Source organism: Ruegeria sp. HKCCD7303 (assembly GCF_013111185.1).
Lineage (GTDB): Bacteria > Pseudomonadota > Alphaproteobacteria > Rhodobacterales > Rhodobacteraceae > Ruegeria.
Genome location: NZ_WVRE01000004.1, coordinates 352,634 through 377,329, shown reverse-complemented (window position 1 = coordinate 377,329; position 24,696 = coordinate 352,634). Strand labels below are relative to the sequence as shown.

At 52.4% G+C, this 24,696-nt stretch carries 22 protein-coding genes and 1 pseudogene; 6 read left to right on the top strand and 17 right to left on the bottom strand.

Translation table 11 applies throughout. The features are described from left to right. Positions 1 to 480: 480 nt before the first annotated feature. The 11 genes and pseudogenes from GS630_RS13665 to GS630_RS13615 all read right to left on the bottom strand — a co-directional run bounded on the left by GS630_RS13665 (position 481) and on the right by GS630_RS13615 (position 9,532). Positions 481 to 717, bottom strand: coding sequence for a hypothetical protein (locus GS630_RS13665; protein ID WP_170422163.1), 237 nt, complete (start codon positions 715 to 717; stop codon positions 481 to 483). A 343-nt stretch (positions 718 to 1,060) separates the two neighbouring features. Continuing rightward, entirely contained in the window at positions 1,061 to 2,245 is a 1,185-nt protein-coding gene (locus GS630_RS13660; protein WP_170422165.1) for an AI-2E family transporter, read from the bottom strand. A 293-nt stretch (positions 2,246 to 2,538) separates the two neighbouring features. Continuing rightward, positions 2,539 to 3,672, bottom strand: coding sequence for a mechanosensitive ion channel family protein (locus GS630_RS13655; protein ID WP_171712059.1), 1,134 nt, complete (start codon positions 3,670 to 3,672; stop codon positions 2,539 to 2,541). A 47-nt stretch (positions 3,673 to 3,719) separates the two neighbouring features. Next, positions 3,720 to 4,043, bottom strand: a complete 324-nt coding sequence (locus GS630_RS13650) for a hypothetical protein (protein ID WP_170422171.1) — start codon at positions 4,041 to 4,043, stop codon at positions 3,720 to 3,722. A 203-nt stretch (positions 4,044 to 4,246) separates the two neighbouring features. Beyond that, positions 4,247 to 4,747, bottom strand: coding sequence for a DUF1269 domain-containing protein (locus GS630_RS13645; RefSeq protein ID WP_170422174.1), 501 nt, complete (start codon positions 4,745 to 4,747; stop codon positions 4,247 to 4,249). A gap of 137 nt (positions 4,748 to 4,884) precedes the next feature. Then, positions 4,885 to 5,118, bottom strand: a complete 234-nt coding sequence (locus tag GS630_RS13640) for a hypothetical protein (protein ID WP_170567908.1) — start codon at positions 5,116 to 5,118, stop codon at positions 4,885 to 4,887. Between the two features lie 118 nt (positions 5,119 to 5,236). Beyond that, a pseudogene (locus GS630_RS13635) lies at positions 5,237 to 5,581 on the bottom strand (integrase core domain-containing protein); the annotation flags it as partial. A gap of 130 nt (positions 5,582 to 5,711) precedes the next feature. Continuing rightward, positions 5,712 to 6,164: a GNAT family N-acetyltransferase gene (locus GS630_RS13630; RefSeq protein WP_170353132.1), complete on the bottom strand. Its 453-nt coding sequence runs from the start codon at positions 6,162 to 6,164 to the stop codon at positions 5,712 to 5,714. A gap of 55 nt (positions 6,165 to 6,219) precedes the next feature. Further along, positions 6,220 to 8,286 (bottom strand): FAD-dependent oxidoreductase, encoded by a 2,067-nt coding sequence (locus tag GS630_RS13625; protein WP_170352678.1) that lies wholly within the window; start codon positions 8,284 to 8,286, stop codon positions 6,220 to 6,222. A 75-nt stretch (positions 8,287 to 8,361) separates the two neighbouring features. Next, complete coding sequence (locus GS630_RS13620; RefSeq protein WP_371809131.1) at positions 8,362 to 9,030, bottom strand: TetR/AcrR family transcriptional regulator; 669 nt, start codon at positions 9,028 to 9,030, stop codon at positions 8,362 to 8,364. Positions 9,031 to 9,202: 172 nt separating this feature from the next. Then, on the bottom strand, positions 9,203 to 9,532 hold the full coding sequence (locus GS630_RS13615) for a DUF6614 family protein (RefSeq protein ID WP_170352676.1): 330 nt from the start codon (positions 9,530 to 9,532) through the stop codon (positions 9,203 to 9,205). Positions 9,533 to 9,609: 77 nt separating this feature from the next. On the opposite strand from GS630_RS13615, the gene GS630_RS13610 reads away from it, so the two are divergent. Further along, entirely contained in the window at positions 9,610 to 10,902 is a 1,293-nt protein-coding gene (locus GS630_RS13610; protein WP_170352675.1) for an FAD-binding oxidoreductase, read from the top strand. 21 nt (positions 10,903 to 10,923) lie between these two features. On the opposite strand, the gene GS630_RS13605 is transcribed toward GS630_RS13610, so the two are convergent. After that, positions 10,924 to 12,276 (bottom strand): MATE family efflux transporter, encoded by a 1,353-nt coding sequence (locus GS630_RS13605; RefSeq protein ID WP_170352674.1) that lies wholly within the window; start codon positions 12,274 to 12,276, stop codon positions 10,924 to 10,926. 27 nt (positions 12,277 to 12,303) lie between these two features. Further along, positions 12,304 to 12,942 carry a TetR family transcriptional regulator C-terminal domain-containing protein gene (locus GS630_RS13600; protein WP_170352673.1) on the bottom strand — a complete coding sequence of 213 codons (639 nt, stop codon included), beginning with the start codon at positions 12,940 to 12,942 and terminating at the stop codon, positions 12,304 to 12,306. Between the two features lie 139 nt (positions 12,943 to 13,081). Between GS630_RS13600 and GS630_RS13595 the strand changes: the two genes are divergently transcribed. From GS630_RS13595 to GS630_RS13580, 4 genes are read left to right on the top strand one after another with little or no spacing between them, the layout of a single operon-like run. After that, entirely contained in the window at positions 13,082 to 14,719 is a 1,638-nt protein-coding gene (locus GS630_RS13595) for an NAD(P)/FAD-dependent oxidoreductase (protein WP_171620717.1), read from the top strand. Next, positions 14,716 to 16,248 carry an NAD(P)/FAD-dependent oxidoreductase gene (locus GS630_RS13590; RefSeq protein WP_170352671.1) on the top strand — a complete coding sequence of 511 codons (1,533 nt, stop codon included), beginning with the start codon at positions 14,716 to 14,718 and terminating at the stop codon, positions 16,246 to 16,248. Before GS630_RS13595 ends, GS630_RS13590 begins: the two co-directional genes overlap by 4 nt. After that, the gene (locus GS630_RS13585; RefSeq protein ID WP_170352670.1) at positions 16,245 to 17,420 is read left to right on the top strand and encodes an aminomethyltransferase family protein; all 1,176 of its coding nucleotides are present in this window, start codon (positions 16,245 to 16,247) and stop codon (positions 17,418 to 17,420) included. Before GS630_RS13590 ends, GS630_RS13585 begins: the two co-directional genes overlap by 4 nt. Positions 17,421 to 17,433: 13 nt before the next feature. After that, positions 17,434 to 18,813: an aminotransferase gene (locus GS630_RS13580; RefSeq protein ID WP_170352669.1), complete on the top strand. Its 1,380-nt coding sequence runs from the start codon at positions 17,434 to 17,436 to the stop codon at positions 18,811 to 18,813. A gap of 33 nt (positions 18,814 to 18,846) precedes the next feature. Here the strand turns inward: GS630_RS13580 and GS630_RS13575 are convergent, their stop codons facing one another. Beyond that, positions 18,847 to 19,626, bottom strand: a complete 780-nt coding sequence (locus tag GS630_RS13575) for a class I SAM-dependent methyltransferase (protein WP_170485041.1) — start codon at positions 19,624 to 19,626, stop codon at positions 18,847 to 18,849. Between the two features lie 186 nt (positions 19,627 to 19,812). On the opposite strand from GS630_RS13575, the gene GS630_RS13570 reads away from it, so the two are divergent. After that, positions 19,813 to 22,272 (top strand): FAD-dependent oxidoreductase, encoded by a 2,460-nt coding sequence (locus GS630_RS13570; RefSeq protein ID WP_170352667.1) that lies wholly within the window; start codon positions 19,813 to 19,815, stop codon positions 22,270 to 22,272. Positions 22,273 to 22,296: 24 nt separating this feature from the next. Here the strand turns inward: GS630_RS13570 and GS630_RS13565 are convergent, their stop codons facing one another. From GS630_RS13565 to GS630_RS13555, 3 genes are read right to left on the bottom strand one after another with little or no spacing between them, the layout of a single operon-like run. Then, entirely contained in the window at positions 22,297 to 22,929 is a 633-nt protein-coding gene (locus tag GS630_RS13565; RefSeq protein WP_170352666.1) for a TetR/AcrR family transcriptional regulator, read from the bottom strand. A 1-nt stretch (position 22,930) separates the two neighbouring features. Continuing rightward, entirely contained in the window at positions 22,931 to 23,773 is an 843-nt protein-coding gene (locus tag GS630_RS13560; protein WP_170352665.1) for an ABC transporter permease subunit, read from the bottom strand. Then, positions 23,774 to 24,667 carry an ABC transporter permease subunit gene (locus tag GS630_RS13555; protein ID WP_216599185.1) on the bottom strand — a complete coding sequence of 298 codons (894 nt, stop codon included), beginning with the start codon at positions 24,665 to 24,667 and terminating at the stop codon, positions 23,774 to 23,776. Between the last annotated feature and the right edge of the window lie 29 nt (positions 24,668 to 24,696).

Below are 24,696 nucleotides of genomic sequence, written 5' to 3'. Positions count from 1 at the left end.
CTTTGCCTCACCCAGCCATTCCGACTATGCCGCCTTGATATCGTCCATTGCGAGATCGCGAAATTCAATGACAGGTTCCGGTTCTCGTTCAGCGCTCATTCGAGGCGCGACAAGCACCGGGACGACAGCAAGATCCAGGCTCAAACAGCAAGGATTCCGCCGCCCAGCGCTTTCCCGTAGTTATCGCCCAGACAGAAGAACAGGCAACGTTCCCAAAAAATAGGCCAATCACTGCAACAAGCATAGCAAAACCACTAAGCCAGATTGATAGCGTGCCACCGCAAGACGACGGCGCGCGATCTGATCGCCTGTCCCTTGCGGTTAAGAAATGAACAATCGTCGAGATGGCAATTTTGCAAGGACACTACGCGATTGAGACTATCTCGCTCAGAACACCTCAATTAAAATGACGTAGCCACGCCATACGTTTGAGTTTTTCAAAACTTTTCGCGTTTAGTGATCCTCGCTTGTTTCCGCAGACTAAACTGCTTTCTTCATACGTTCGTAGGCGGCCTTCATCTTCAGACCCAGCTCGCGGGCCGCTTCTCCGACTTCATCTTCGGACTTTTCGAACTGAGACTTACTCAAGAACGAGTCCCAGTCACGCATAAGGCTTTCCCATTCATCCTCTGCTTCTTTCGCACCAAGATGAAGTTGCAAACGAAGCTCGTCACGTGTTTGCTTGAGATCATCCATCCATTTCGCAATATCAGCCATGTCAATCTCTCCTATCGCTGCGGGCCAGAACTTATTTAATGATGTAAGTATTAGTTTAAATTCAAAGTTCTGTATACTCTCGCAGCGCTACAGTTTTGCTAATTTGGGATTGGAATTGAGATCCGAACCAAAAGCCAAACGCTTGACTGCGATACCCTCCAAACACTTTGCATGCACGGTTCAACCACTGTTTGCTGATCCATTACTCGCCGTCATCGCTGCAGCCACGTTCAATCGATTACAGGGGCAAATAATGGTGGCTTAAAAAATTTGACAACCTGGCCGCCGTTTTGACACTGGTAGAGAACTTCATCGATATAGTCGCGCCCCTGTTAAGCGTAGACTATTTATCTCTACTGTCGAAGTCTGCGCGAAGTTGCTCAATTTCCTCTTCAAACTCTTGGCGTTTTTTGGATTGGCCTATATGCGACAACACCGATTGATTATTCTTTTTTGAAGCAACACTCTGCTCTTCCAGTAATTGACCATCCGCTGACAGAACTATTGCGATCCACCGTGTTGCGGGGATTTCTGCACAAAAAACCATAACGATTACCGTCATCGGTATCGCTAAAAACGCGCCGATCCCGCCCCAGACAGTGGCCCAGAAAGTAAGAGCGACCATTACCATGAACGTGCTGAGGTTCAGAGAGCGACCTTGCATTTTCGGCTGTATGACATTGGCGATGAACTGATCCGCAAGGCCATAGCCAATCAACACGATTAAAAACGGCCTCATAGTATCGAATTGGATCAGAGCAACGAGAGAGGGCAGCGCAATTGCGATGAACGCCCCAATGTTTGGAATGAAGCCGGCTACAAACACGGTCAGTGCAAGTAGTGGCGCAAAGTCCAAGCCAACCCACGAAAAAATGGCGAATGCAACAACGCCGCTCATGGCACTTGTTACTGCATTCACCCACATATACTGCTTCACGCCATTGGAAATTCTCGAAAGCACTTTCTTGGCGCGATGTGCCTCTTCCTCCCCAGAAGCCAAAAGTGGCAATTTAGTAGCCCAAGCTAGTCGTTCAGCAGTCAAGAAGATCAAATAGAGCGTTATAAGGCCAAGCATTGAAAGTGCTCCGCCCACTCCGCTCATTGCTGCAGTAAACCAACGCCCTACATCGGCTTGCTCCATGGCTTGTTGGATTGCGATCACGATCTTGGGTCCGAGAAAACCTTCCAGTTGTTCCGACAAAATTGAGAAGCGCTCCCGGTATCTTGGCAACGCGTCTTGAACATCATCCGCTGATGAAGCGGCAACAAGACCCAGAAGAACGACCGCTCCGACTATCAAAACCGTGCTCAGAAGTTGAGCTAACCAGCCGGGTGGCGACCAGCCAATCAAACTGGTGTGCTGAATTTTATCAACAAGCGCAGAGGTGAGAATATAAAGAAGACCCGTTACCGCAAGAGGAATGAGAAACCCGCGCCCGAACCACAGAGCGCAAATCACGAGAGCGATAGTGACCATCGTGAGGAACCAAATCGGCACTTTTGTATTGTCTTCGCGAGTTGGGTCCAAACAATTGAGTCCTATTGGTAAACTTGTCTCAAATTGAACACGTTATGCATACAAAATACAACATCGCTTAATCGGCTGGGGCACTTCGCGCAGTTTGGGGGCCACTGTCCGACCAGTCTGGCAACTCCGACGTCCAGACGCCAACAAATTCGGACGCGGATGAAATGACTGAAATAAGCACCCGTGCATTTTTGGAGGATGAGGTAGCGAAAGAACTAAATGAACCAAAGAGCGCAGAGACGAAGGTGTTCTGCAAAATGAAAATGGCTCGTTAGCCACCAGTTCGTTTGGCTTCAGCTTTTTCCTGCGTGCTCTGCCATATGTATCGTTTGGGTGGGGTAGGCTAGCGCGGTGCCTGCCCTTGCGACAGTCTCTAAAACTTCTAGGGCAAGGCGTTCACTTGTTTCCAGATAGTCTGAATAAGTACCAGACTTCGTCCAGGCATAGAACTGAATGTCGATGGAACTGTTGCTGATACCCGATACGTTAACGCACTTGGGAGCATCATCATCGAGTGAGAAGGCCCCACTGTTCTTCAAGAACTCACTCAAATCACGTCTAACTTTTTCAATTTGGTCACGGGACGACGAAAGAACAAGTGGAATTGAAATCAGGATACGCCTGTGCTGCATTCTTGAGTAATTTTTAACAACAGAATTTGACAGATCAGCATTCGGAACATGGCGGGGCACTTGGTCGAAGCCAACCACGAGTGTGGAACGCAGATCGATCTTTTTAACCGTCCCCAGAAACTTGCCATCAACTTCTATGGCGTCTCCGGTGACAAATCGAGCCTCGCTTTGGTTGGTCATTCCCGCGATCAAATTCCGTACTAAGTCCTGTGCAGCGATCGCAAGCCCTGCGCCCAAAACACCGACGCCAGTAAGAGCTCCACTAATGTCGACGTTCCAGACCTTCAATATCGCAGTAAGTCCAAAGATAAAAATGGCGAAGCGAGTAACTCTAGTGGTCCAGTCGGCCTCAAGGGTTACATCCTGAAACTCACCTGTTTTTAAGATTGAAACAAAGTTACCCGCTAGTTCATACCAAGTTGCAAACACAGCCACTATGGCAGCGGTCGCTAGAACGCTCCTAAAGAGGCCACCTGTAAACTCGGGAAGTTCCAGAGCTTCAGAGACAAGGAAAATCGATAGGGCTACAAGAAGTACTTGAGTAGCCGAAACGAGGCGTTCACGCGTCGCTTCACCAATCTCGGAAGATAAGTTTGACAGCAATGCATTGAGCGCTGAAACCACCACCATGGCCAGTGCACGACGAAAAACCAAAACCGCCGCACAAAACACGATCGCGGCAAGGGCCGCGGGATGATCTACTGAGCTCCACCACCGTGACAGAGCATCACCGTAAGTGGAAAGTGGCTCTCGAAAACTGTTTTCTTCCATAAATTCGATTTGTAACTCCAGCAAACGGCTGTGTCGAACCCGCTTTAGAATTTGGCGGGTTCGTTGGCCCGTTAGCCGAGTGCCTCACCTGCCAGCTTGGCTGCTTTGCTCAAAAGAGCTTTTCTGTGAGAGTATTCCTCTTGTATCTCTGCTTTTCTCTTTTGGAACCGAGCTTTCGAATTTTCTGTCGCCGAGTCGATTTGCTGGTCAATTGCATCCAACCTAGCATCGAACTCCGCGTCGATCTCCTCTAGCCGAGCGTCAATGCGGTCATTTGCTTCTTTGACCTTTGATTTGGTCTTGTCGATACTTTCTTGGATGTCTGTCGCCATTTCTTCAGCGGCTTCGTCCAGTTCGTCTTCCATGGCAGTCAGCTCTTTGTCCAATGCAACCATTTCCGCCATCCTCAACTACATCCGTCCCGGCTTATAGCGATTGAAATGGCGCTGGACCGGAAGCTGAAGAGCCCTCCGTAACCTATTCGGCAGTCCTGTCAGAGACTTGAGCCGAAAACGTACTGGCAAGAGCTTTTTCCTGCAGCCGTGGTGTCGTTGTATGATGGCTAAACGATCATCGTTTTGATGAACACACCTGCGGATTATACTGACTTAAGAGCATCGTTGATCTGTTGCACGACATCGTCAGAGAAATCCGATATCAGCACCTCACCCTCAAAAGCAGACAGCTTTTCAAGAACCATTTCTGGGTTCTCGGTTCCACCCAATAGGAAAAGTATGGCACGACCATCTTCCAATGATCGTGCTGTTTTCTTCATAAAATCATCCGGAATGCCACGATCAGCGACCGATCCTCCAACGGCACCTGTGAGTGACCCAAACACACCGCTTGCAGCCAATAGCGCTGGATTCCCGCTCATCAGACCAATAGCGCCACCGATAACCACACCGACCCAAAGACCGCCCAGAGCCCCGAATTTCGTCATGTTGACGGTCTGATCAAGTTTGATTTCGCCATCTTCAGTGTAGACGACAACCGCGTCTTCTAACTGAACAAGCGCCTTTCTGGTTAATCCCGCAATTTTGCCACGCGCGGAGCGCGCCGCTTCAACATCTTTCATGAGAATTGCGACCAGGTTCAACGTTCGGTCTCCTTTGGTTCGGCCGCGGATCCTTCTGCGAGACCCATCGCATTATTGTTGGGCCCAAAGTTATGAAACTTCTGGCGGGCTGGCAGCCGGGTTTGAGGCCGCACTGAATCACCCAATAGCCTGCTTGATCAGGTTGCCTTTTTCATCTTGTCATACGCGGCCTTCATTTTGAGGCCGAGATCGCGTGCCGCTTCTCCAACTTCCTCAGCGGACTTTTCGAACTCGGCTTTTGTAAGAAACTTGTCCCATTCGGCCTGAAGCTCTGTCCATTCATCCTCAGCTTCTTTCGACGCAAGGTGCAGTTGCAGTTTCAACTCGTCGCGTCGTTGCTGCAGGTCTTTCATGAGTACAGTCAAGTCCATATGAATTGCCTTTATTTTGATTGAGAGCAGACGAATGTTGCCAGTGTCCGTCGTCAGGGGTTTTGGTACAGAAGGCGGCCATAGCTAAGAGAGGATCTGGCCCATCTGGTTTTTCCGATTATGCGGCGGATTTTCGGTGAAGCAAGCGCCTTGTTTCGATTGTCTTCCGTTTGATCCTTTCGCGTTGTTTCAGAATGGTCTGCCCGCGCCCGAAGTAGACATCAGCCGGCGTGAGGTTTTGTAGGCTTTCGTGGTAGCGACGGTGATTGTAATGCTCGACGAAGGCGTCGATCTGTTGTTGGAGGTCGCCGGGCAGATAATAGTTTTGCGATAAGATGCGGTTCTTGAGAGTTTGATGCCAGCGCTCGATCTTGCCTTGGGTCTGTGGGTGATATGGCGCACCTCGGATATGATCCATTTGTTGATCTTCCAGCCAGTCTGCAAGCTCACCAGAGATGTAACTGGTTTTGAAGTACTTGAAAGAGGCAGGTTTGGTCATGGGCAAAAGCTACGCAACCGTCCTGCCTGCCTCAAGACAAGTTCTTCTGACAAGACCAGCGCTAAGACGAGTTTTTCTGGCAAGTCGCTACCAATTATTCATCTTTTTCATAAACTATAAATGGCGTTCTCTTAGCGACTTTGTCGTACAGAACTCGACCGGGATAATTAAATTCTTGAGTTGTCCAGTAGGTGGTCGGAACACCGTCCTGCTTGGCGATCTGGAAGACAGTTTCGATTAGAGCTCGACCAACACCTTTTCCTCTAACCTGCTGATCAGCGAAGAGATCCATCAAATAACAGGTATCCTCCACCGACCACATGAACCTATGGTAAAGGTAGTGCGCTAGTCCAACCGGTTTCCCTTCTAACTCAGCGATGAGGCAATTGTATTCACCTGCATCTGTTGACAACAATCTGTTGAACGAAACCTCGTAGACTTCTTCTGAGACAGAGGTCTCGTAGAAATCCAAGTATGCCGTCCATAAGCGCCGCCACTCTTCGTTGTCTTTCAATTCAAGCGGACGGATGATTAAGCCTTCCGGCATGGGTGATTTCTCCTGCGTTCCCTTGAGTGCGTACAACCGAGATCGTCCAGCGCAGTCAAATCGGCTGCTGCCGGACATCCAGACGATCATGTCTAAGTGGAATGTCCTCATCCACTGCTTCGTCCAATTCCTGCGCGTATCGATGGCCTGAATAAACCGCCGCCGCAATTATCGCCGGAGCGTCGCAATCTCCTATGCGACGAAGGCTGAACGGCAAATCCTCGGAACTCGCCCGCCCCAGTAATCCCCTGTAGAGACCATCATTTGGCTTCCGAGCAGTAACCATCACTATGTTGGCAACCGGAACATTCACATTTGGACCGCCATAGGCGCACTCCAACTCTGCGATTTCGCCATCAAATTGCTTAAGCGACTTTGACGGCAGGACCTCGACCCCTAAGCGAAGCAAATGCCTTCTGATGCGCCAACGTTCGGACGTATTTCTTGCCCAGTCAGAAACACTGTCAAACGGTGTGACCAGCGTGACGGCATGTCCCTGCGTTCTGATTTTTTCAGCAACAACACTGGCCATGTAGTAGCCATCACCATCAAAAACGAGCGTTGGTCCAATGGGAAGATTCCCATCCATGATGTCATCGGGAGTAAAGACCCGACCTAAGGCTGACCCTTTTGCGACCGGGGCGAAACGTTCTTCGTCAAAATGCTCTTTTCGCCAAGTCGCGCCGGTTGCGATCGCAACGTGGTCAGCATCGACGGCCAAGATATCGTCAACTGTCAGCGGGCTTTCACGGTAGATTTCAACGTTGGGCATCTCCATCAATTGCTGCTCGCGATAATCTTTGACGCGAATGTACTCGCTCATTCCAGGCAGAGCCGCTTCGCGCGAGACCCTGCCACCCAACTCACGAGTAGCTTCCGCCAATTGGACATCATACCCACGCACGCCAAGTGCCCGTGCCGCTTCCAGTCCGGCAGCGCCTGCCCCGACAATCAAGACGCGCGCATCTGAGGATTTCTTACGAATGATTTCAGGGTGCCAGCCTTTGCGCCACTCCTCTCCCATTGTTGGGTTCTGAGTGCATCGAATAGGTACCCCTATCGAGTCACTGGCGTAACAAACATTGCATCCGATACACTCGCGGATCGCGGACAAGCGTCCTTCTTCGATCTTCTTTGGAAGGTAAGGATCAGCGATTGAGGGGCGTGCAGCCCCAATGAAATCCGTAATCCCCCGCCTGACTTGCGAGACCATGGTATCAGGTGACGTGAAGCGACCAACGGTCACGACGGGCTTATCCGTCACGGACTTGACCCAATGCATATAGGGTTCAAGAGCAGCTTCTTTAGTAAAACGGGAGACACCCATCTCAACCGAGTAATCTGCGATGTTGATATCCCACAAATCCGGAAGATCGGAGAGCATCTCAAACATCTCTCGTCGCTCACCATAGATTGGCTGGCCATCCTCGCCGATCTCTTCGTCAGCCGAGAACCGAACGGCCACGGCGCACCGGTCGCCAACGGCGTCCTTGGTTTCCTGAATCAATTCTCGGGTGAGACGCACCCTATTTTCTAAGTTGCCACCATATTCGTCACCGCGCGTATTCACGCGCGGATGCAAAAAATTCGAGATCAGGTATCCGTGCGTTGCATAGACATAGACAACGTCAAATCCAGCGTCCCGTGCCCTCAATGCGGCCTTTCGATGCCAGCGGCGTAGATCCCGGATGTCCTGCTTGTCCATTGCACGGGTCTGAAAAGGGTGCCCTTTCGTATTGGGACGGCTGTCGACGTCCATGCTCGGCAACCGGGAAAACAAGTTGTTCGAGTTGGCGCCTCCGTACCAAAGCTCAGCACCTGCCAGGCTACCGTATTCGTGTACGGCATCGGTCATAAGGGTGTGCGCCCGAACATCACTTTCATCCCAAAGCGAAGCATAAGGATGCGGTAGGTCATCAGACGACGGGTGGATCGAGTTATACTCTGTGCATATGACGCCCCACCCCCCTTGCGCCTTCACTTTTCGCATTGCAGCAAGAGTACGCGGATATTGCCAACCCATACCTGTACAGTGCGGCACCTGATAGAACCGATTTGGCGCAGTAACTGGCCCGATTTGAACCGGTTCGAAAAGGATATCGTAGCGAGGGTCCCTATCCATTTTTTGATCCTTGGTTGGCTGCGCCATGCGCTGGCTGATCTTGTCTGGAGTGTCCGGTTTGAAAGCCGCTCTGTTTCAACCACCGTTTTTGAACGCGGGCATTCGAAAGTGATCTGGGTAGACCTTGGCAAGAAAGGCGGCAATGTGATCCCGGGCAACCGAACGTTGAAAGTTCTCGGGATAGGTCAAAAGCTCCAACCAGATTCCGTCGTACAGAGATTCCAGAATATTGACGACTTGCCTTGGCGGTATGTCCTTGTATCCACCGTCTTCAGCAATCTCTGAACACAGTCTCAGTGCTACGTCGTACCGCTCCTGATCGATGTCATTGATCAGACTGCGATAGACTTCGCGCCGTCCTGCCTCTCCAAAAAACGCAAACCAAACAGCTAGCTTTTTTGGCGTGCAAATCTGAGGGTAAAAGTGCGCATCGACGATCGCCAACAATTTTTCAGGCGCTGACAATCCTGCATTGTCAAAGGCTTCCAACCACTGTTCGTGGTGTTCCTTTGCTAGAAACAGCAACGTTTCTTCCAGCAAGTTCTGCTTACTTTTGAAGTGGAAGTTGACGATGCCCAATGACAAACCTGCAATCTCGGTCACTGTGGACATGGTCGTTCCACCAATCCCGTTTTCGGCAATCGAGTCGATTGTCGCATCGATGAGTTGTTGTCTCCTTACCTCCTTGGACTCGGTACGACGCCGTCCCTCAGGGTTTGTTTTTTCGATTGGCGATTGTCTCACCAAAATGCATCCCATCTACTAAGCACTTCTTTTGTCTTGCCTGCCCCCAACAGCCGTTCTCACTCAGCGTGTGGACGATTGACATCTAAGCGATAGATGCCATTGATTGAACGATCATTCAATGGAAAAGAGAAAATGATGTGAAAACATCCGGACGTACGCAATCGCAGATCTAGAGTTCCGACCAAAAAGTGAAAACCGGATCGTGCACCAAAGAAATAACTCTACGATGCAAAGCCCCCAAAGGCTCAACGCGGCCTTCAATGGCGGCCCAAGCCGCGTCTGCCTGCGATTGATCCCTGAACTCTACAACAGCCATAAGCGTATGGTTGCGCAGCTCGTCGGTATCGTAACCACTTGCGGGGATGCGCCTGCACAAAGGCGCACCCTCGGCGGCAAGGTCCGTCTTGATCAAGTGTTCGACAAACGCGTTCCACGCCTGCTCGAATGCATCGAGCTCGACGGTTGGTTTCAATTCGAATTGGTTCAAAAGTCTGGGCATTCGTCACATACTATCCGGCAAGTATCACGAGCCAAACCTACGTAGTTCCCCCCACAAGGCAAGCGCGAGGCCACTAGATGATCCGAAACGAAAACCCAGTCATTGCAAATAGCCTGTGGTCAGCAACAGCAGGCTATTCGTCAGAATGTCCACAATTGGTTGGCGAACAGCACTCTGACGTGACCGTGATTGGCGCCGGGTTTACCGGGCTTTCGGCAGCACTTCACCTGGCCGAGAAAGGCGTCAAAGCTGTTGTCATCGATGCGCATCATCCGGGCTGGGGAGCTTCTGGACGTAATGGCGGTCAAATCAATGTAGGCCTAAAGGACGGGCCGACGGGCATCAAAACCAAATTTGGTGACATCTGGGGAACCAGAATGATCCGAATGGCCGGTGACGCCGCCGATCTTGTGTTTGACTTAATAACTCGGCACGGGATTGAGTGCGACGCAAATCGTCCTGGCTGGCTGCGCGCGGCGCATAGTAAAAAAACACTCAGTGAACTACACAAACTGGCCGAGGATTGGGACAACCACGGCGGGGGTATGGTATCGCTTGATCAAAGCGAAATGCAGCGACTGACCGGGACCGAAGCTTACCTTGGCGGCGTTCTGGATCGCCGCGGCGGTGTTTTGCACCCGTTAAACTATGCACTTGGGCTGGCCGAAGCAGGTCGCCGCAATGGCGTGCAAATTTTCGGTGGAACGCCTGCCAAGCAGATTTTGTCAGAGGCCGGTCGCTTTCGGATTGAAACTCCCAAAGGAGCGGTTATCTCAGAAAAAGTGCTGATCTGTACGAACGCCTATTCTGGAGATCTGCATCCGCGCTTGGCTAAATCCGTTTTGCCCGTTCGCTCGGTCCAAGTCGCTACGGCGCCCCTGTCCGACAATGTCCGCCAGTCAATTCTGCCAGAAGGCAACGCTTTGTCGGACGCACGACGCCTGCTTCTGTACTTCAGGCAAGACGCGGAAGGTCGCTTTCTGATGGGAGGACGCGGCACATACAACGACAATTCCACTCTCGAACAAATTGAGCGGTTGAAACGCATTTCTGTTGAACTTTTCCCCCAGTTATCTGGAGTTCAGTGGGAATACGAGTGGGGCGGCTTTGTTGCATTGACGAGAGATCACTATCCACATCTGCATGAGCTCACACCGGGGATTATGACAGGTTTGGGATATAATGGGCGCGGCGTTGCTATAGCTACTACAATGGGGCGCGTCCTCGCTAAATGGGCGAGTGGAACCAAATCAGACGAGTTGGAATTTCCGGTCACCCCCCTCAGACCACTGCCTTTCTCCTTTGCGAAAGAGACTCTGGTCGAAGCGGAAATCCTGCGCCTGAAACTCTTAGACAAGTTGGGCCTTTAGAAGGCCAGCAAACAGCGCCGCTTAGCGGTTTTGGGAGAAGAAGCGATAGGTCAACGCGATAGCCGCCAAAGAGAGACCTGAGCCGTATCCGATCCAAACTCCGTTGGGACCGAACCCAAGCCAAAAGCCCAGCGCATATCCAAGCGGCAATGCAAAGAGCCAATATGCAATCAGGGTAATCGCAACAGGAACGTGATTGTCCATCATGCCCCGAAAAGCGCCCAGCATTGTCCCCTGCACGCCATCTGCGATCTGCATTGCAGCAATCACAAGGAACATCGATATCGCGAGAGAAACAACTTTTGGATCATCTGAGAGGCTATTGGCCAAAGGAGCGCGGCCAATCAAAATACCAGTAACGACAACGGCCATCCAACTAACGATGACCAACAGCGATGCCAATACTATCGGCTTCAGCCTTTCTTTTTCATTGGCGCCAATGGCCTGAGCTACACGTATCGAAATTGCAATCGAAACGCCCAAGGGCACCATGTAAACTACGTCGCTGACCGCAGAAACGATTTGATGCGCGGCGAGCGCAGCGGCGCTGAACCAACCAAGCATAAGGCCGGCAACTGCGTAAGCGGCCCCCTCCCCCAGATAACCAACGGAGATAATGAATCCTTCTTTGAGCTGCGCTTTGACCTCGGATCTGTCGAAACTCGCGGCCCTCAGAAGGCCTCTCTTTCTTTTCCATACTCGTATGATCACGAGCGCCATGATCAACGGCACTATCTGAGACAACAGACTTGCAATCCCGGCGCCAACAAGACCCAGACCTGGCCAGCCACCAACTCCGTGGATCAAAACATAGTTTGAAGGGATGTTGAAACCGACCGCAAGAAACGCAAGACCAACCCCAATCCACGGACGGTTCATGGCGTCAAAGAGAGCCTTAAGCGTGTAGAAAACCGTGAAGGGCACCAAAAGAAGGCTCATCGCAATCCAATACCCGCCAATTAGACTGACCACTTCAGGCGGCTGCCCAATCCAAGAAAGAGCAGGCTTAAGGCAGATCATTGCAACAGCGCCAACTGACCCCACGACTAGGGAAACAAAAACCCCGGCGTTTGTTGCTGCTGCCAACCCTTGGTCACTTGTTTTCCCAAAAGCTTCGGCCATACGCACACCAATTGCGGACACAAAGCCGTAGAGCGCTGAATAGAAAATGATCAGCACCGAGGCCGTAATTGAGACCGCCGCCAGAGGAAGTGTGCCCAACGGGGCCACCATCACTGTGTCAACGACGCCAATCAAAGCAGCAGCAGCAAGAGAAATGACTATCGGAAAGGCAAGCCGCGCAAGGTAACGCGCCTCTTTTAAGATGGCGCCCCAGGATGGCCGAGGCCGCTGCGATATCCGAACTCGCGTCATATTGTGGGGCCTTTCAGTCGAAATTGACTAAGCCGTATCTCCAAGTAATTCTGGAACCAAACGAACAAGGCATCCCCAGGCAGCTTGCTCCGCCTGCTTTCGGCTCAGGCCTTCCGGAGCTAGATGCAATCGTTGCCAATAGCCATCCGTTAATGTCTCCATCCATTCAGCCATTTGATCTGCTGATATAGCGTCGTCTGCTGAGAGCAGTTCATTCCAGATCAATCTCAAAGTCTCTCTTCGACGTGTCTCAAAATGCTCGGCAACTTCGTCATACTGCAGCTGAAATCGAAGCTCGCCCCAAAATGCATACCAAAGGGGCAAGACATCGGGACCACAGGCATCCGGGTGGAAGTCAGCTTTTATCAAAGCCCTTATCTTTTCGGCGGGCTTGTCCCCTGCTCGCTCTAAAGAAGCTGTCCAGTGCTTTTCGTAACGCTGGTAAAGGTCGCGCAATGTTTCTGTCAGAAGACCTAGTTTTGACTTGAAGTAAAACGCCGCGACACCCTGAGAAAGCTCAGCCTCAGACGCCACCGTTGCAAGCGTCGTTTTTGCCAACCCGTGCGTCAATATAGAGCGGCAAGCCGCGTCCAGCAGCTGCCGGCGACGACGATCTGCGTTCTCCTTCCGCTCTTTGCGAGGACGTTTCCGCTCAACTTCGACCAATTGCCGCTCCTCCTACGAATGCAGCCATCTACAGCGCGCAAAAAAGATGCGTCAATAGCTTGAAGTTTATTTGAGCGCTCAAATAAACTTTACGAACGCGCACCCGATCTGTAAACGGAAGAGAAAGGGATGGAGCAATTTGACAGTTGATAACAGATACGATGTGATTGTGGCTGGCGCTGGTCACAACGGATTAACCGCCGCAGCCTATTTGGCGCGCGCTGGCATGCGTGTTTTGGTGGTCGAAAAGAACGACTGGATTGGTGGCGCGGCAGTCAGCCGGTCGCTACACGAGGGTTGGACATACTCCAACTGCTCGTACGTTTGCTCTCTTCTGCGGCGCGAGATTGCCAGGGACCTCGAGCTTCCGAAATACGGACTTCAGGTTATTCCGTATGAAGGCGGCGCGAGCTTCACACGCGATGGGGATTACTTCGCCTACTATTCCGATCACAACGCACTGAAGCGTGAGATGGCACGTCATTCTGAAAAAGATGCCGACGCCTATCGCCGCTATTCGCAAGCCATTATGCGGCAATGCCGTTTTATCCGTCCCTTTCTACTTCGGGACGCACCGGACCCCGCTTCTCTCCATCCGCGCGATTTCGGCGAACTGGCATACCTCGTAAAAAAAGCACATGGTCTGGGCAGTCGGGAGCTTGGTGAAACGCTGAAGTTCTGGACAATGTCCATTGGTGACTTCTTGGATGAACATTTCGAAAACGACCTGATTAAGGCCCATTTGGCAGGCTCAGGTATTATCGGAACCGGCCTCGGGGTGTATTCGCCCGGAACAGCCTACGTTCTGCTGCACCACTACATGGGTGACATTGATGGCGGCATCGGTGCCTGGGGTTTCGCGCGCGGTGGGATGGGCGCGATTTCGAATGCGATTGCTGCCTCATTCAAAGAGCACGGGGGTACGATTCACACAGGTTCAGGGGTTGAGAAAATCCTCAGCAAAGATGGACGCGTTGAAGGTGTAGCTCTCGAGGACGGCAAGGTTTTTTATGCCCCTGTCGTTGCCTCCAATATGGATATCAAACGCACTGTTCTGCACCATATTGACGCGGCCGAGTTGCCGGATGACTTCACCAAGGCGGTGCGGAACTTCAAAATTCGCGGATCTTCGGCGAAACTCAACATCGCACTTGATCGCTTTCCAAATTTCCCTGCAGCACCCGAGCACACCAGCTTCCTCAGGGGTGATTTGCATGTGTCGCAGAGCCTCCTTGAACTTGAAAAGGCCTACGATGATTGGAAAGTCGGGCGCTGGTCGGAAAAGCCTTATATTGACATGCTCATCCCTAGCCAGATTGATCCGACTATGGCGCCGACAGGTGCCCACATGATGACGGTTTTCGTCCAATATGCGCCTTATGACCTAGAAGTCGACGGCGTTAAATCGGCCGAGAATTGGGACGAAAAGCAGCGCAACGCGATGGCAGAAACTGTACTCGACCAGATGTCTGTGGCGTGTCCCGACATTCGCGAGCGCGTTGTTCATATGGAAGTTCGCTCACCATTGGAAATTGAGCGCGAGGTCGGTCTGACAGAGGGCAACATTTTCCAAGGCGAACTGACTTTTGATCAGCTTTTCTTCAATCGGCCCGTCCCGGGTTGGTCGCAGTACAATTTACCTATCAAGGGGCTTTATTTGTGCGGGTCGTCCGCCCATCCCGGCGGAGGGGTTATGGGGGCCCCAGGTGCAAACGCTGCCCGCGCTATTCTCAGAAAAGAAACACGGCATGGCCGAATGAAGGGGTATGCCGCATGAGCCAATTTGATGCGATTGTCGTTGGCGGCGGTGTAAACGGCCTGATTGCCGGAACACTCCTTGGTCGACGCGGCAAGAATGTCTGTATCATTGAGAAATCCGACAGGTTCGGCGGCATGGCGTCTTATTCTGTGGACGGCGGTCCGACCCTTGCACATTCGCTATACAACCTGAGCCCGCGGGCATTGGGTGACATCGGCATAGGTATTCAACACCCTGTCCTGTCCAGCAAACCCGTCTCCACGGTCTCTCTGTCTGAGGATGGGCGGCACATCGTCTTCAAGAACGACGGCGTGTATTGGAGCGACGGGACAAAACACCGGGAATCAGATGCCTGGTCTGATCTGACACGCCAGCTGATTACATATGGAGACCTTTTGCGCCAACTCGCCGAGGCTCCACCTCCCGGGGGGCAAAAGGCCATCCTTTCCCGGGGTGCGCTCAACGAGTTCTTGCGCCTGGCGAAACTGGGCATAGACCTGAAAAAGCTGGGCAAATCTGAAATGCGGCGTTTCCTGCAGGTCGTCTTATCTAATGTCCACGACATTATCCTAGATGACCTGTCGGAAGGACCGGTGGCTGGAATGCTTGCTGCTGATGCAATCTGGGGGACAGCCACTGGTCCAAGATCTCCGGGCACTGTGTTCAATCTGATCTATCGTTTGGGTCACGGAGGGACCATCACTCAACCAGCAGGCGGGATGTGCGCGTTAACCGATTTGATGGTGGAAGCTGCGCAAAAGGCAGGTTGCCTGCTGATGCCGGACACTGAAGTATCCCGCATTCTGTTGGACAACGATGCAGTCTCCGGAGTGGAAACCACCGATGGACGAACCATTGCCGCGCCTAATGTGCTCAGCAGCCTTGCCCCGAAACTAACAAGCCGAATGACCGGTCCCTCTGCCTTTGACATCGAAACGATGCGGCGAGTGCGAAATATACGGGCGCGTGGAACAACGGCTAAGGTCAATCTACGGCTCAAGGATAGCTCCGCCCTGCCCAGCCTGAGTGACGAATTGGCACACGAACGTCTGATCTATGCTCCTTCTGTGGAATACGTCGAAGCTGCGTTCAATCCGGCTAAGTATGGTCAAATGTCCAAAGCACCTGTGATTGAAGCTTTCAAAATGCAGACAGCCGACGGGGCAAGCTGGCTGTCAACCATAGTGCAATATGCGCCATCTGACCTTGAAGGCGGCTGGACTGAGACTGCAAAGGAACAGCTTGCGGAAATTGCAGTCGAAACTCTTAGCCGCGCCCTGCCCGGCTTGGGTGATCAAATTGCAGGTAAGCAGGTCATAACACCGGATAAAATCGAAAGCGCAACCGGAGCGCCCGGCGGGCACTGGCACCATGCAGAAATGTCTTTGGACCAGCTCCTGACACTTCGGCCCACGAACGGGATGTCCAGATACTCCATGGGGCCGAAAGGGCTGTTCCAATGCGGTGCAGCAACGCATCCCGGTGGCGACGTCATGGGCCTCGCTGGTCGCAATGCGGCCCTGGCGGCGCTGGAGGCTCTGCCATGAGCATCTTTACCGATCCAAAACTCGGTTTGATACCCGGGCCATTTCACAAAAAACTCGAAGAGCAAAATCGCGCACAAAATTGGTACGATTGGGCCGGTTATGCTGGCCCGGGTGTGCTGGACAGTGTCGAGTTCGAGTACTTCGCGCTGCGAAATCAGGCCTCTTTGTTTGATATCTCACCAATGCACAAGTACCGATTGACCGGGCCGGACACGACCGCGATGCTCAATCGCCTCGTGACACGGGACGTCCGAAAAATCAGCGTTGGTCGCGTGGGGTACGCGGTCTGGTGTGATGAAGAGGGTATGATCATCGATGACGGGACTCTTTTCCATCTTGGCGACAACGATTGGCGCCTTTGTTGTCAGGAACAAATGCTGACATGGCTACTCGACGCTGCATGGGGTTTTGACGTTTCAGTCGTCGACGAAACTCACAGTGTTGCTGGACTTTCGCTGCAAGGGCCGACCTCTTATGCAGTTTTGGAAGCCGCTGGTTTAGATGTCAGCAAGCTGAAGCCATTCGATCTCGCTCAAATTGAACACAGTCTCATGATCTCGCGGACGGGTTTTACTGGTGACTTAGGTTACGAGCTCTGGTGCGACTGGGACAAGGCAGAAGCGCTTTGGGACAGAATTTGGAAAGGCGGCACACATCAGGGACTGCGCGCCATTGGATACGAAGCTGTAAACTTGGCCCGCATCGAAGCCGGTTTTCTGACCGCAGGTGTGGATTTTCAACCGGTTCATGCGACCGAACGGTTGCACCGAGGCCAAACACCCTTCGAACTTGGTCTGGGTCGGCTAGTCGATTTCAACAAAGGACATTTCAATGGCCGGCGAGAGCTGCTGTCCAAGCGAGAGAATCCAAGAAGCCTCCTCCTACGTTTCGATGTCGAAGGATTCAAACCCTCGGAAGGGTCGTTGATCTACAATCGACGCAAAAAAGAAGTTGGGCACATAACATCCGGGATATGGTCGCCGACCGCCAAGCGCAGCATTGCGTTGGCCCATGTCCGTATGCCGGATGCTGGCCGGTCATCTGGCTTAAAGGCCGAGATTTACACTCTGCAAGAAGGCAAATGGCGCACCAGGATGGCGCGCCTCACTCCTGTCACCAAAGCCTTTTTCGCACCGCCCCGCGCACGAGCTACGCCACCGGCCCGCACCTAAAGGAGAAGCAGACGTGAACACCCTGGGTAATACACCAACCGACGGCGACCTTGTCGCTTGGGATCGCGACCATCACCTACATCCTTGGGCCGGAACCAACGGCTTTGGGTCTGACGAGTACATGCGGGTAAATACAGCGGATGGTATCTACCTTTGGGATGCTGCCGGGAAGCGATATATCGATGGCCCTGGCGGAATGTGGTGCACACAGATCGGATATGGGCGTCAAGAGATGGCTGATACCATTTCCCAACAGGTTGTGAAGATGCCCTACGCGTCGCCGTGGTCGTTTACGACCGAACCCGCGGCAGTTTTGGCGCGAATGATCGCCGAACGTACACCAGGCGATCTGAACACGGTGCACTTCACGACCGGTGGGTCTACGGCCGTTGACACCGCACTGCGGACCGCACTTTTCATGAACAAACGGCTTGGCCGACCGGAGAAGAGGATCGTGATCGGCCGGGAAAAAGGCTACCACGGCTCAACCTTTCTCGCCGCGACTGTCACTGGAAAAGAACGTTTCGAAACGAGCTTTGAGAAAGCTCAGGATCTGGTGCGTTTTCTGCCCGACGTGAATCCCTACCACCGGCCAGAGGGCATGAGTGTTGATGCCTGGTGCGACGCCAAAGTTGCGGACCTTGAGAACCTGATTGCTGACGTCGGCGCCAACCGTATTGCCGCCTTTATCGCGGAACCGATCCTATGTTCCGGTGGCGTGATCGTTCCACCTCCGGGTTATCACAAGCGCACGCTCGAAATTTGCCGGGCAAACGACATTCTGTACATTTCGGATGAAGTCGTAACCGGCTTTGGCAGGCTGGGCCATTGGTTCGCCTCAGAAGAGGTCTTTGGCATCGTCCCTGACATTATCACCTGCGCAAAAGGTTTAACCTCGGGCTATCTGCCGCTAGGTGCCTGCGTAATCTCGGACGCAGTAGTGAAACGCATTTCAGACGCACCGGGAGAGGATGTTTTCTACAACGGCTACACATACTCCGGGCACCCTGTGAGCTGCGCGGCTGCCATTAAAAATATTGAAATCATGGAGCGCGAGGACATCCTAGGACACGTTCAACGCGTCACACCGCATTTCCAGGACCGCCTAAATCAAATAAAGGAAAAGTTTCCGATAGTTGGGGATGTGCGCGGTGACGGGCTCCTCGGGTGCATAGAATGTCGCCCTGAATTGAACGTCGAGAGTTATGAAGCGCATGTGAAGTTTGGACAGAAACTGGACGATGCGTGCGAGGAGATGGGACTCCTGTTGCGACCATTTGGAAACATGGCCGTGTTCTCGCCCCCTCTGATCATAACTCCGTCGCAGATAGATGAAATGTTCGACATCATGGAAGCTGGTATGGCGCAGGTCAGCAAGGACTACGACGCATAACGGTCATCGCGCCCATTCAAAGTTCCAGTCAGATCAGGCAGGTTTCCGACCACGGATGTGATGCGGGCAATGCTCTCCGGTTTTCAACACTGGCTGCATAGCGTCCCAGATCTCGATCTGATGTTCGATAAACTCCGCACCATGCCGAGCTTCCCAGTCGGCTCGGTTTGGCCCGGTCAATTCCTCAAGCTCAGCAGCTGATACCTGAGCATACCAAGGGTTGCGGTTGACTAACTCTACGTCCTCAAAGCCAGCCAGCTCCATCGCAGCGCGGTACTTAGAGGGCGACGCCATCTGAAACTCTAAGGCTTCCATCTTTACGTAGTGCGCCATTTCTGGTGACATCTCACCATCATGATTGGTCAGCCAGTCAGAAGCAGCGAAATGACCGCCTGGTTTGAGCACACGAAAAGCTTCCGCAGCCATCGTTACTTTGTCGGGGATATGGATTATCGAGTCTTTCGAAAACACTACGTCAAAAGCACCATCTTCGAATGGCATTGGACCTGGAGTGACCCGTATGATTTCGACCTTCTCCTCCAAGCCTGCCTGCTTAGCTCGCTCTCTCGCAGCCGCGCAAACTGGGGCCTCTACATCAATCCCCGTAACTCTAGCGGCGCCGAACTCCCGTGCCATCAACACTGCAATGGCCCCAGATCCGCATCCGATATCAAGGATATGCTTATCTTTCAGATCAATCCCTTTAACAACACGCGCAACTTCTTCAGGGCCTCCCGGTGAAAGAAACCCCTCTCCCCAGAGCTCTTCCAGAAAGCTGATTGCCTGTTGGTCATATAGGATCTCGTCTGACATAGGATTCCCCCGCATCTGATTGTCAGTCAGTCACTGCAGTGAAACCTTTTATCTCATCTCAGACAAGCTTTATCGCGAAATCGCAGGTCATAGATTCAGCTATAATTGAATGATCATTCAGTCAGTAGACAGCAAGTGATTTGGCTGGTATTCGGAGAAAAGAACGCCTAAAAGGATTTTCTCGCAATGGCTGACACCCTACCGACGCATGCCCAAACCGTGATTATTGGTGGGGGGTCGATCGGCGCGAACACGGCCTATCACTTGACTAAGCTTGGCCATACCGATGTTGTCGTTCTGGAACAGGGACAACTGACATCAGGGACCACTTGGCATGCCGCCGGCCTGATAGTAGCCGGCCTTCTCAAATCCGAAGCTGAGTGCGCTATCTACACGCACGGTCGAGACCTTTATGCGAAACTAGAGAAGGAAACCGGTATATCCACAGGTTTCCGCGACGTTGGATATCTGCAGATTGCAACCAATGAAGAACGCCTGCATGAGATGCGTCGCGTCGCAGCCTTCATGCGGCGTTTTGGGATAAACAACCACGAAGTCTCAGTAAAAGAAGCGCAGGATATGTTCCCTATAGGGGACCTCTCAGACGTCGTTGGAGCGTTCCTCATTCCGGAGGACGGTCGGGCCAACCCGGTGGACGTGACAATGTCTCTGACCAAGGGAGCCAAAAACAGAGGCGCACGTTTCTTTGAAGGCGTGCGGGTTGAAGAGATTTTAGCCAGGAACGGCACTGCGACCGGGGTCCGCACTGCGAACGGTCATACTATAACAGCCGAAAACGTTGTGATCTGCGGAGGCATGTGGTCTCGCCAACTTGGTGCAAAACACGGTGTAAATCTACCGCTCCAGGCGGCTGAACACTACTACCTGATAACGGAAAGTATCCCGGGCCTACCTCGCGATCTACCCGTTCTCGAAGACCCTTCCACCTACACTTATTACCGTGAAGAAGTCGGCGGGATGATGTTAGGGCTTTTTGAGCCCGGCGCTGCGGCTTGGAAGCTCGATGGTATCCCGGATGAATGGCAATTCGGAGAGATTGAACCAGATTGGGAACGTGTTGGGCCCGACCTGGAGAAAGCCTATTCGCGCGTGCCTGACACCATGAACTACGGTGTCAAAAAACTATTCTGCGGCCCTGAGAGCTTTACGCCTGATCTTGCGCCGCTTGTTGGCTCGACGCCTGAACTGCGCAATCTCTGGGTTGCATGTGGGATGAACTCACTTGGCATCCTGAATGGCGCGGGTACGGGAATGGTTTTGGCCCATTGGATGGTGGACGGCTTGCCGCCCATCGATGTTACCGGCATCAACGTCAATCGCTTTTCCCGTGAAATGGCGACACCGGCCTTTCGACGCGACAGAACACCTGAGTTGCTGGGAAAGCTCTTTGGTCAGCACTACCACAATGAGAACTACAAAACGGCCAGGAACGTTAAGCGTTCAATGCTCTATGACCGTCTCAAAGCGGCCGGAGCCTTTTTCGGCGAAGGAAATGGTTGGGAACAACCTGATTGGTTTGCTCCGACGCCCGAAGAGGCCAAAGTCGAGAAATACAGTTGGCATCGCCAAAATTGGTTTGAATGGCACGCTGAAGAACACCGGGCAGCACGCGAGGATGTCATCGTAATGGACATGACATCAATGGCGTGTTTCAGCGTCGAAGGACCGGATGCCTGCGCCCTCCTCTCTCGCCTTTCCTGCAATGACGTTGATGTTGAACCCGGTCGCGTCGTCTACACGGCCTGGGTAAATGAACGGGGTGGGTTTGAGGCAGACCTTACGGTTACCCGGCTATCCGATCGGAAATACTGGGTCATCGTGGGAGAAAACTCGGCGGGTCATACCGAGATGCGCATGCGACGGCACGTCCTGGACAACGAGAACGTTGTTATAACAGACATCACCGCAGGGCGCTGCCAAATCAACGTTCACGGCCCAAAGTCGCGTGAACTATTGAGCAGAATATCCGGAGCTGATTTGTCGGACGAAGGTTTTCCCTTCATGACGGCGCGTGAAATCGACATCGGGTACGCCGTAGTTATGGCCTATCGCGTGACGTTTGTTGGCGAACTCGGCTGGGAACTTCACGTACCGGCCACTCAGGCCATTCAGACCTACGATCTGATTATGGAAGCAGGTCGAGATCTGGGTGTTCGCAATGCTGGAATGCAAACTCTCAACTCCCTACGGCTAGAGAAGGCTTATCGTGATTTCGGAATTGACGTGGACAACACGGACAACCCAATTGAGGCCGGGCTTGGTTTTGCCATCAAATTGGACAAACCCGGTGGCTTCATCGGCAGGGAAGCACTCGCCACGATCAAGGCGAAAGGCACGCCCAACAACCGGATGTTGCAGTTCCTGCTAAAAGACCCAGAGCCTCTCATGTACGGCAATGAGATGATTTATCTAAACGGCAATGAAGTCGGATATATTCAAGTTGGCGGATATGGGCACACGCTCGGCGCTGCCGTCGGCATTGGTTTCGCCGAGATTGACGAACCGTTGACCGCGGACATAGTCGCAACTGGGCATTGGCAGATCGAAATCGCAGACGAGAAATACGACGCGGCAGCCTCGTTAAAGCCGCTCTATGACCCCGGCATGCACAAAATAAAGCGCTGAAGCCATATTGTTCGATGCTTTCGCTCAGACTGGAAAGTGTTTTGGGAAGAACCGCGACAGCGAAAGCATGCAAACATCCCTGAATTCCCGACGATCAGCCACTTTTGGATACAACATCAAACTTAGCCAGGCCCCGTCTGACATCGCCTCTACGGCCCGAGCTGTTTTTTCTGGATCAAGATCGTCGTAGCCACCGTCGGCAATCAATTCACCACATAGGTGCAAAATTCTATCATATCTTTCGTTGTCATATTTATTATGAATCTTCAGGTAATTAGGCCGATACTTCGCTTGCCCCCAGAAGGCAAACCAGACGGCCAACCGCTTGTGGGTACAAATGCTCTTGTCAAAGTCCGCTCGAATAATCGCAGCCAGCCGATGTGCGGCTGTAGGTTCCGCAGCCTCATAGTATTTGAGCCAATTTTCATAGTGTTCTTGTGCAAGGAAACCCAGCGCGGCGTCATACAAAGCTTCCTTACTGTCGAAGTGATAATTCACCACGCCATGGGACAGATTGGCTGTTTCTGTCACGTGTTTAAGCGTCGTGTCAGAAAACCCGCGTTTCGAGATCGAGTCTATGGCGGCCATGATCAACTGTAAGCGACGAACTTCGGGAGGTTCGGTGCGTCGTTTTTTCTGAAGCTCATGCGTCTCCAATTTAACTCTCCTCTCGTTCAGCCATTTGCCTGTCCAACAAATCCGCTCTCTGTTGCCGGAACATAATTATTGCTGCGATAGCGACACAGATAGCGATCACAAGAATCATGATGGTTGCTAGCGCGTTGATGTCCGGCCTGAGGCCCAGTCGAATGCGCGAAAAGATCAAAATTGGCAAGGTATTTGCGCCTGGGCCGGTAACAAAACTTGCTATGACCAAGTCATCGAGAGACAGCGTGAAGGCCAGCAACCATCCCGAAATTAGTGCCGGCGTCAGCTGTGGGATCGTTATGGCCGTCAGAACTTTGAACGGTTTTGCGCCAAGATCGGCGGCGGCTTCTTCCAGTGTTTGCCCCACACCGGTTAAGCGTGCCTGAATTGTTACCGCCACATAGGCCATGGAAAAGGTAATATGCGCGATCGTAATCGTCGCAAAACCGCGCTCAGCAGGCCATCCGATCAGCTGGTTCAGCGAGATGAAGAAAACCAGCAAGGACAATCCGGTTATCACCTCGGGCATCACCAAGGGCGCGACCAACATGCCACCGAACAAGGTCCGCCCCTTGAACCGTCCAAAGCGCACCATAGCCAGACCTGCCAAGGTGCCAAGCGCCGTGGCAAAAGTAGCGTTGACAACGGCAATCTGAAGACTGAGTGAAACAGCGCTCCAGACTTCCGCAGATTGAAAAAGCTCTTTGTACCAGCGCAACGACCATCCACCCCAAACCGGTACCAGCTTGGAGTAGTTGAATGAGTAAATAACCAACAGGATCATTGGGATGTAAAAGAATGCCAGTCCCAAGGTCAGCATGATGGTTAAGAAACGGGAGCGTTTGGCGTACATCTATTGCTCCTCCGCTGCTTTGCCTTGGTAGTGCTGGAAAACCATGATTGGCAGCACCAGTATGAACAGCAGAACAATCGCAACTGCGGCGGCCACTGGCCAATCGCTGTTTCTAGAGAACTCATTGTAGAGAACCCGCCCAATCATCTGCACGTTGCCGCCACCTAACAGATCGGGGATAACGTACTCGCCGGTCGCAGGGATAAAGACCAGCAGTGAACCAGCGACAATTCCAGGCATCGTCAGAGGCAATGTGATTTTGAAGAAAGTGTTCGTTGGTTTGGAACCAAGGTCGGCGGCCGCCTCGTTCAGGCTGTTGTCCAGCTTCTCCATATTCGCGTACAGCGGCAGGATCATGAACGGCATATAGGTGTAGACGATCCCGATATAGACGGCGAATTCCGTGTAAAGCATGCGGATCGGCTCATCGATCACCCCCAGCGCTATCAGAAGGTTGTTGATCGTGCCTTGATCCGCAAGCAGGCCCATCCACGAATAGACCCGCAACAAGAAAGACGTCCAAAACGGAAGAATGATTGCAAACAACAAGAGCGGCTTCGCAACCGGCCCCGATCGTACAATTGCATAGGCAATAGGGTAGCCAAACAAGAGGCACAAGAACGTACACGTTACTGAAATCTTGAGTGAATTTACGTAAGTGTCAAAGTACAGGCTGTCTTCCCAGATGTAGACAAAATTGTCGAAGACCAGGCGGATTGTCATGATCCCGTCACCTGTCCACTCAATTAAACTTGTGAATGGCGGGCTCGCAATCGCCAGTTCAGCTAAGCTTATCTTGGCGACAATGAAGAACGGTGCCAGAAAGAATACAAGCAACCAGAAGAACGGTATGACGGTGACGATCTGACGCCATCTGCTATGGATACGCCGCATCACTAAACGGATCATGGGTTGTCGTTCAA

What these genes read in the sequence shown, in the direction of transcription:
- GS630_RS13665 (WP_170422163.1), bottom strand. Translation starts at nt 717, where the DNA reads ATGGCTGATATTGCGAAATGGATGGATGATCTCAAGCAAACACGTGAC.
- GS630_RS13650 (WP_170422171.1), bottom strand. Translation starts at nt 4,043, where the DNA reads ATGGTTGCATTGGACAAAGAGCTGACTGCCATGGAAGACGAACTGGAC.
- GS630_RS13640 (WP_170567908.1), bottom strand. Translation starts at nt 5,118, where the DNA reads ATGGACTTGACTGTACTCATGAAAGACCTGCAGCAACGACGCGACGAG.
- GS630_RS13630 (WP_170353132.1), bottom strand. Translation starts at nt 6,164, where the DNA reads ATGCCGGAAGGCTTAATCATCCGTCCGCTTGAATTGAAAGACAACGAA.
- GS630_RS13625 (WP_170352678.1), bottom strand. Translation starts at nt 8,286, where the DNA reads ATGGATAGGGACCCTCGCTACGATATCCTTTTCGAACCGGTTCAAATC.
- GS630_RS13615 (WP_170352676.1), bottom strand. Translation starts at nt 9,532, where the DNA reads ATGCCCAGACTTTTGAACCAATTCGAATTGAAACCAACCGTCGAGCTC.
- GS630_RS13610 (WP_170352675.1), top strand. Translation starts at nt 9,610, where the DNA reads ATGATCCGAAACGAAAACCCAGTCATTGCAAATAGCCTGTGGTCAGCA.
- GS630_RS13605 (WP_170352674.1), bottom strand. Translation starts at nt 12,276, where the DNA reads ATGACGCGAGTTCGGATATCGCAGCGGCCTCGGCCATCCTGGGGCGCC.
- GS630_RS13590 (WP_170352671.1), top strand. Translation starts at nt 14,716, where the DNA reads ATGAGCCAATTTGATGCGATTGTCGTTGGCGGCGGTGTAAACGGCCTG.
- GS630_RS13585 (WP_170352670.1), top strand. Translation starts at nt 16,245, where the DNA reads ATGAGCATCTTTACCGATCCAAAACTCGGTTTGATACCCGGGCCATTT.
- GS630_RS13575 (WP_170485041.1), bottom strand. Translation starts at nt 19,626, where the DNA reads ATGTCAGACGAGATCCTATATGACCAACAGGCAATCAGCTTTCTGGAA.
- GS630_RS13570 (WP_170352667.1), top strand. Translation starts at nt 19,813, where the DNA reads ATGGCTGACACCCTACCGACGCATGCCCAAACCGTGATTATTGGTGGG.
- GS630_RS13560 (WP_170352665.1), bottom strand. Translation starts at nt 23,773, where the DNA reads ATGTACGCCAAACGCTCCCGTTTCTTAACCATCATGCTGACCTTGGGA.
- GS630_RS13555 (WP_216599185.1), bottom strand. Translation starts at nt 24,667, where the DNA reads ATGCGGCGTATCCATAGCAGATGGCGTCAGATCGTCACCGTCATACCG.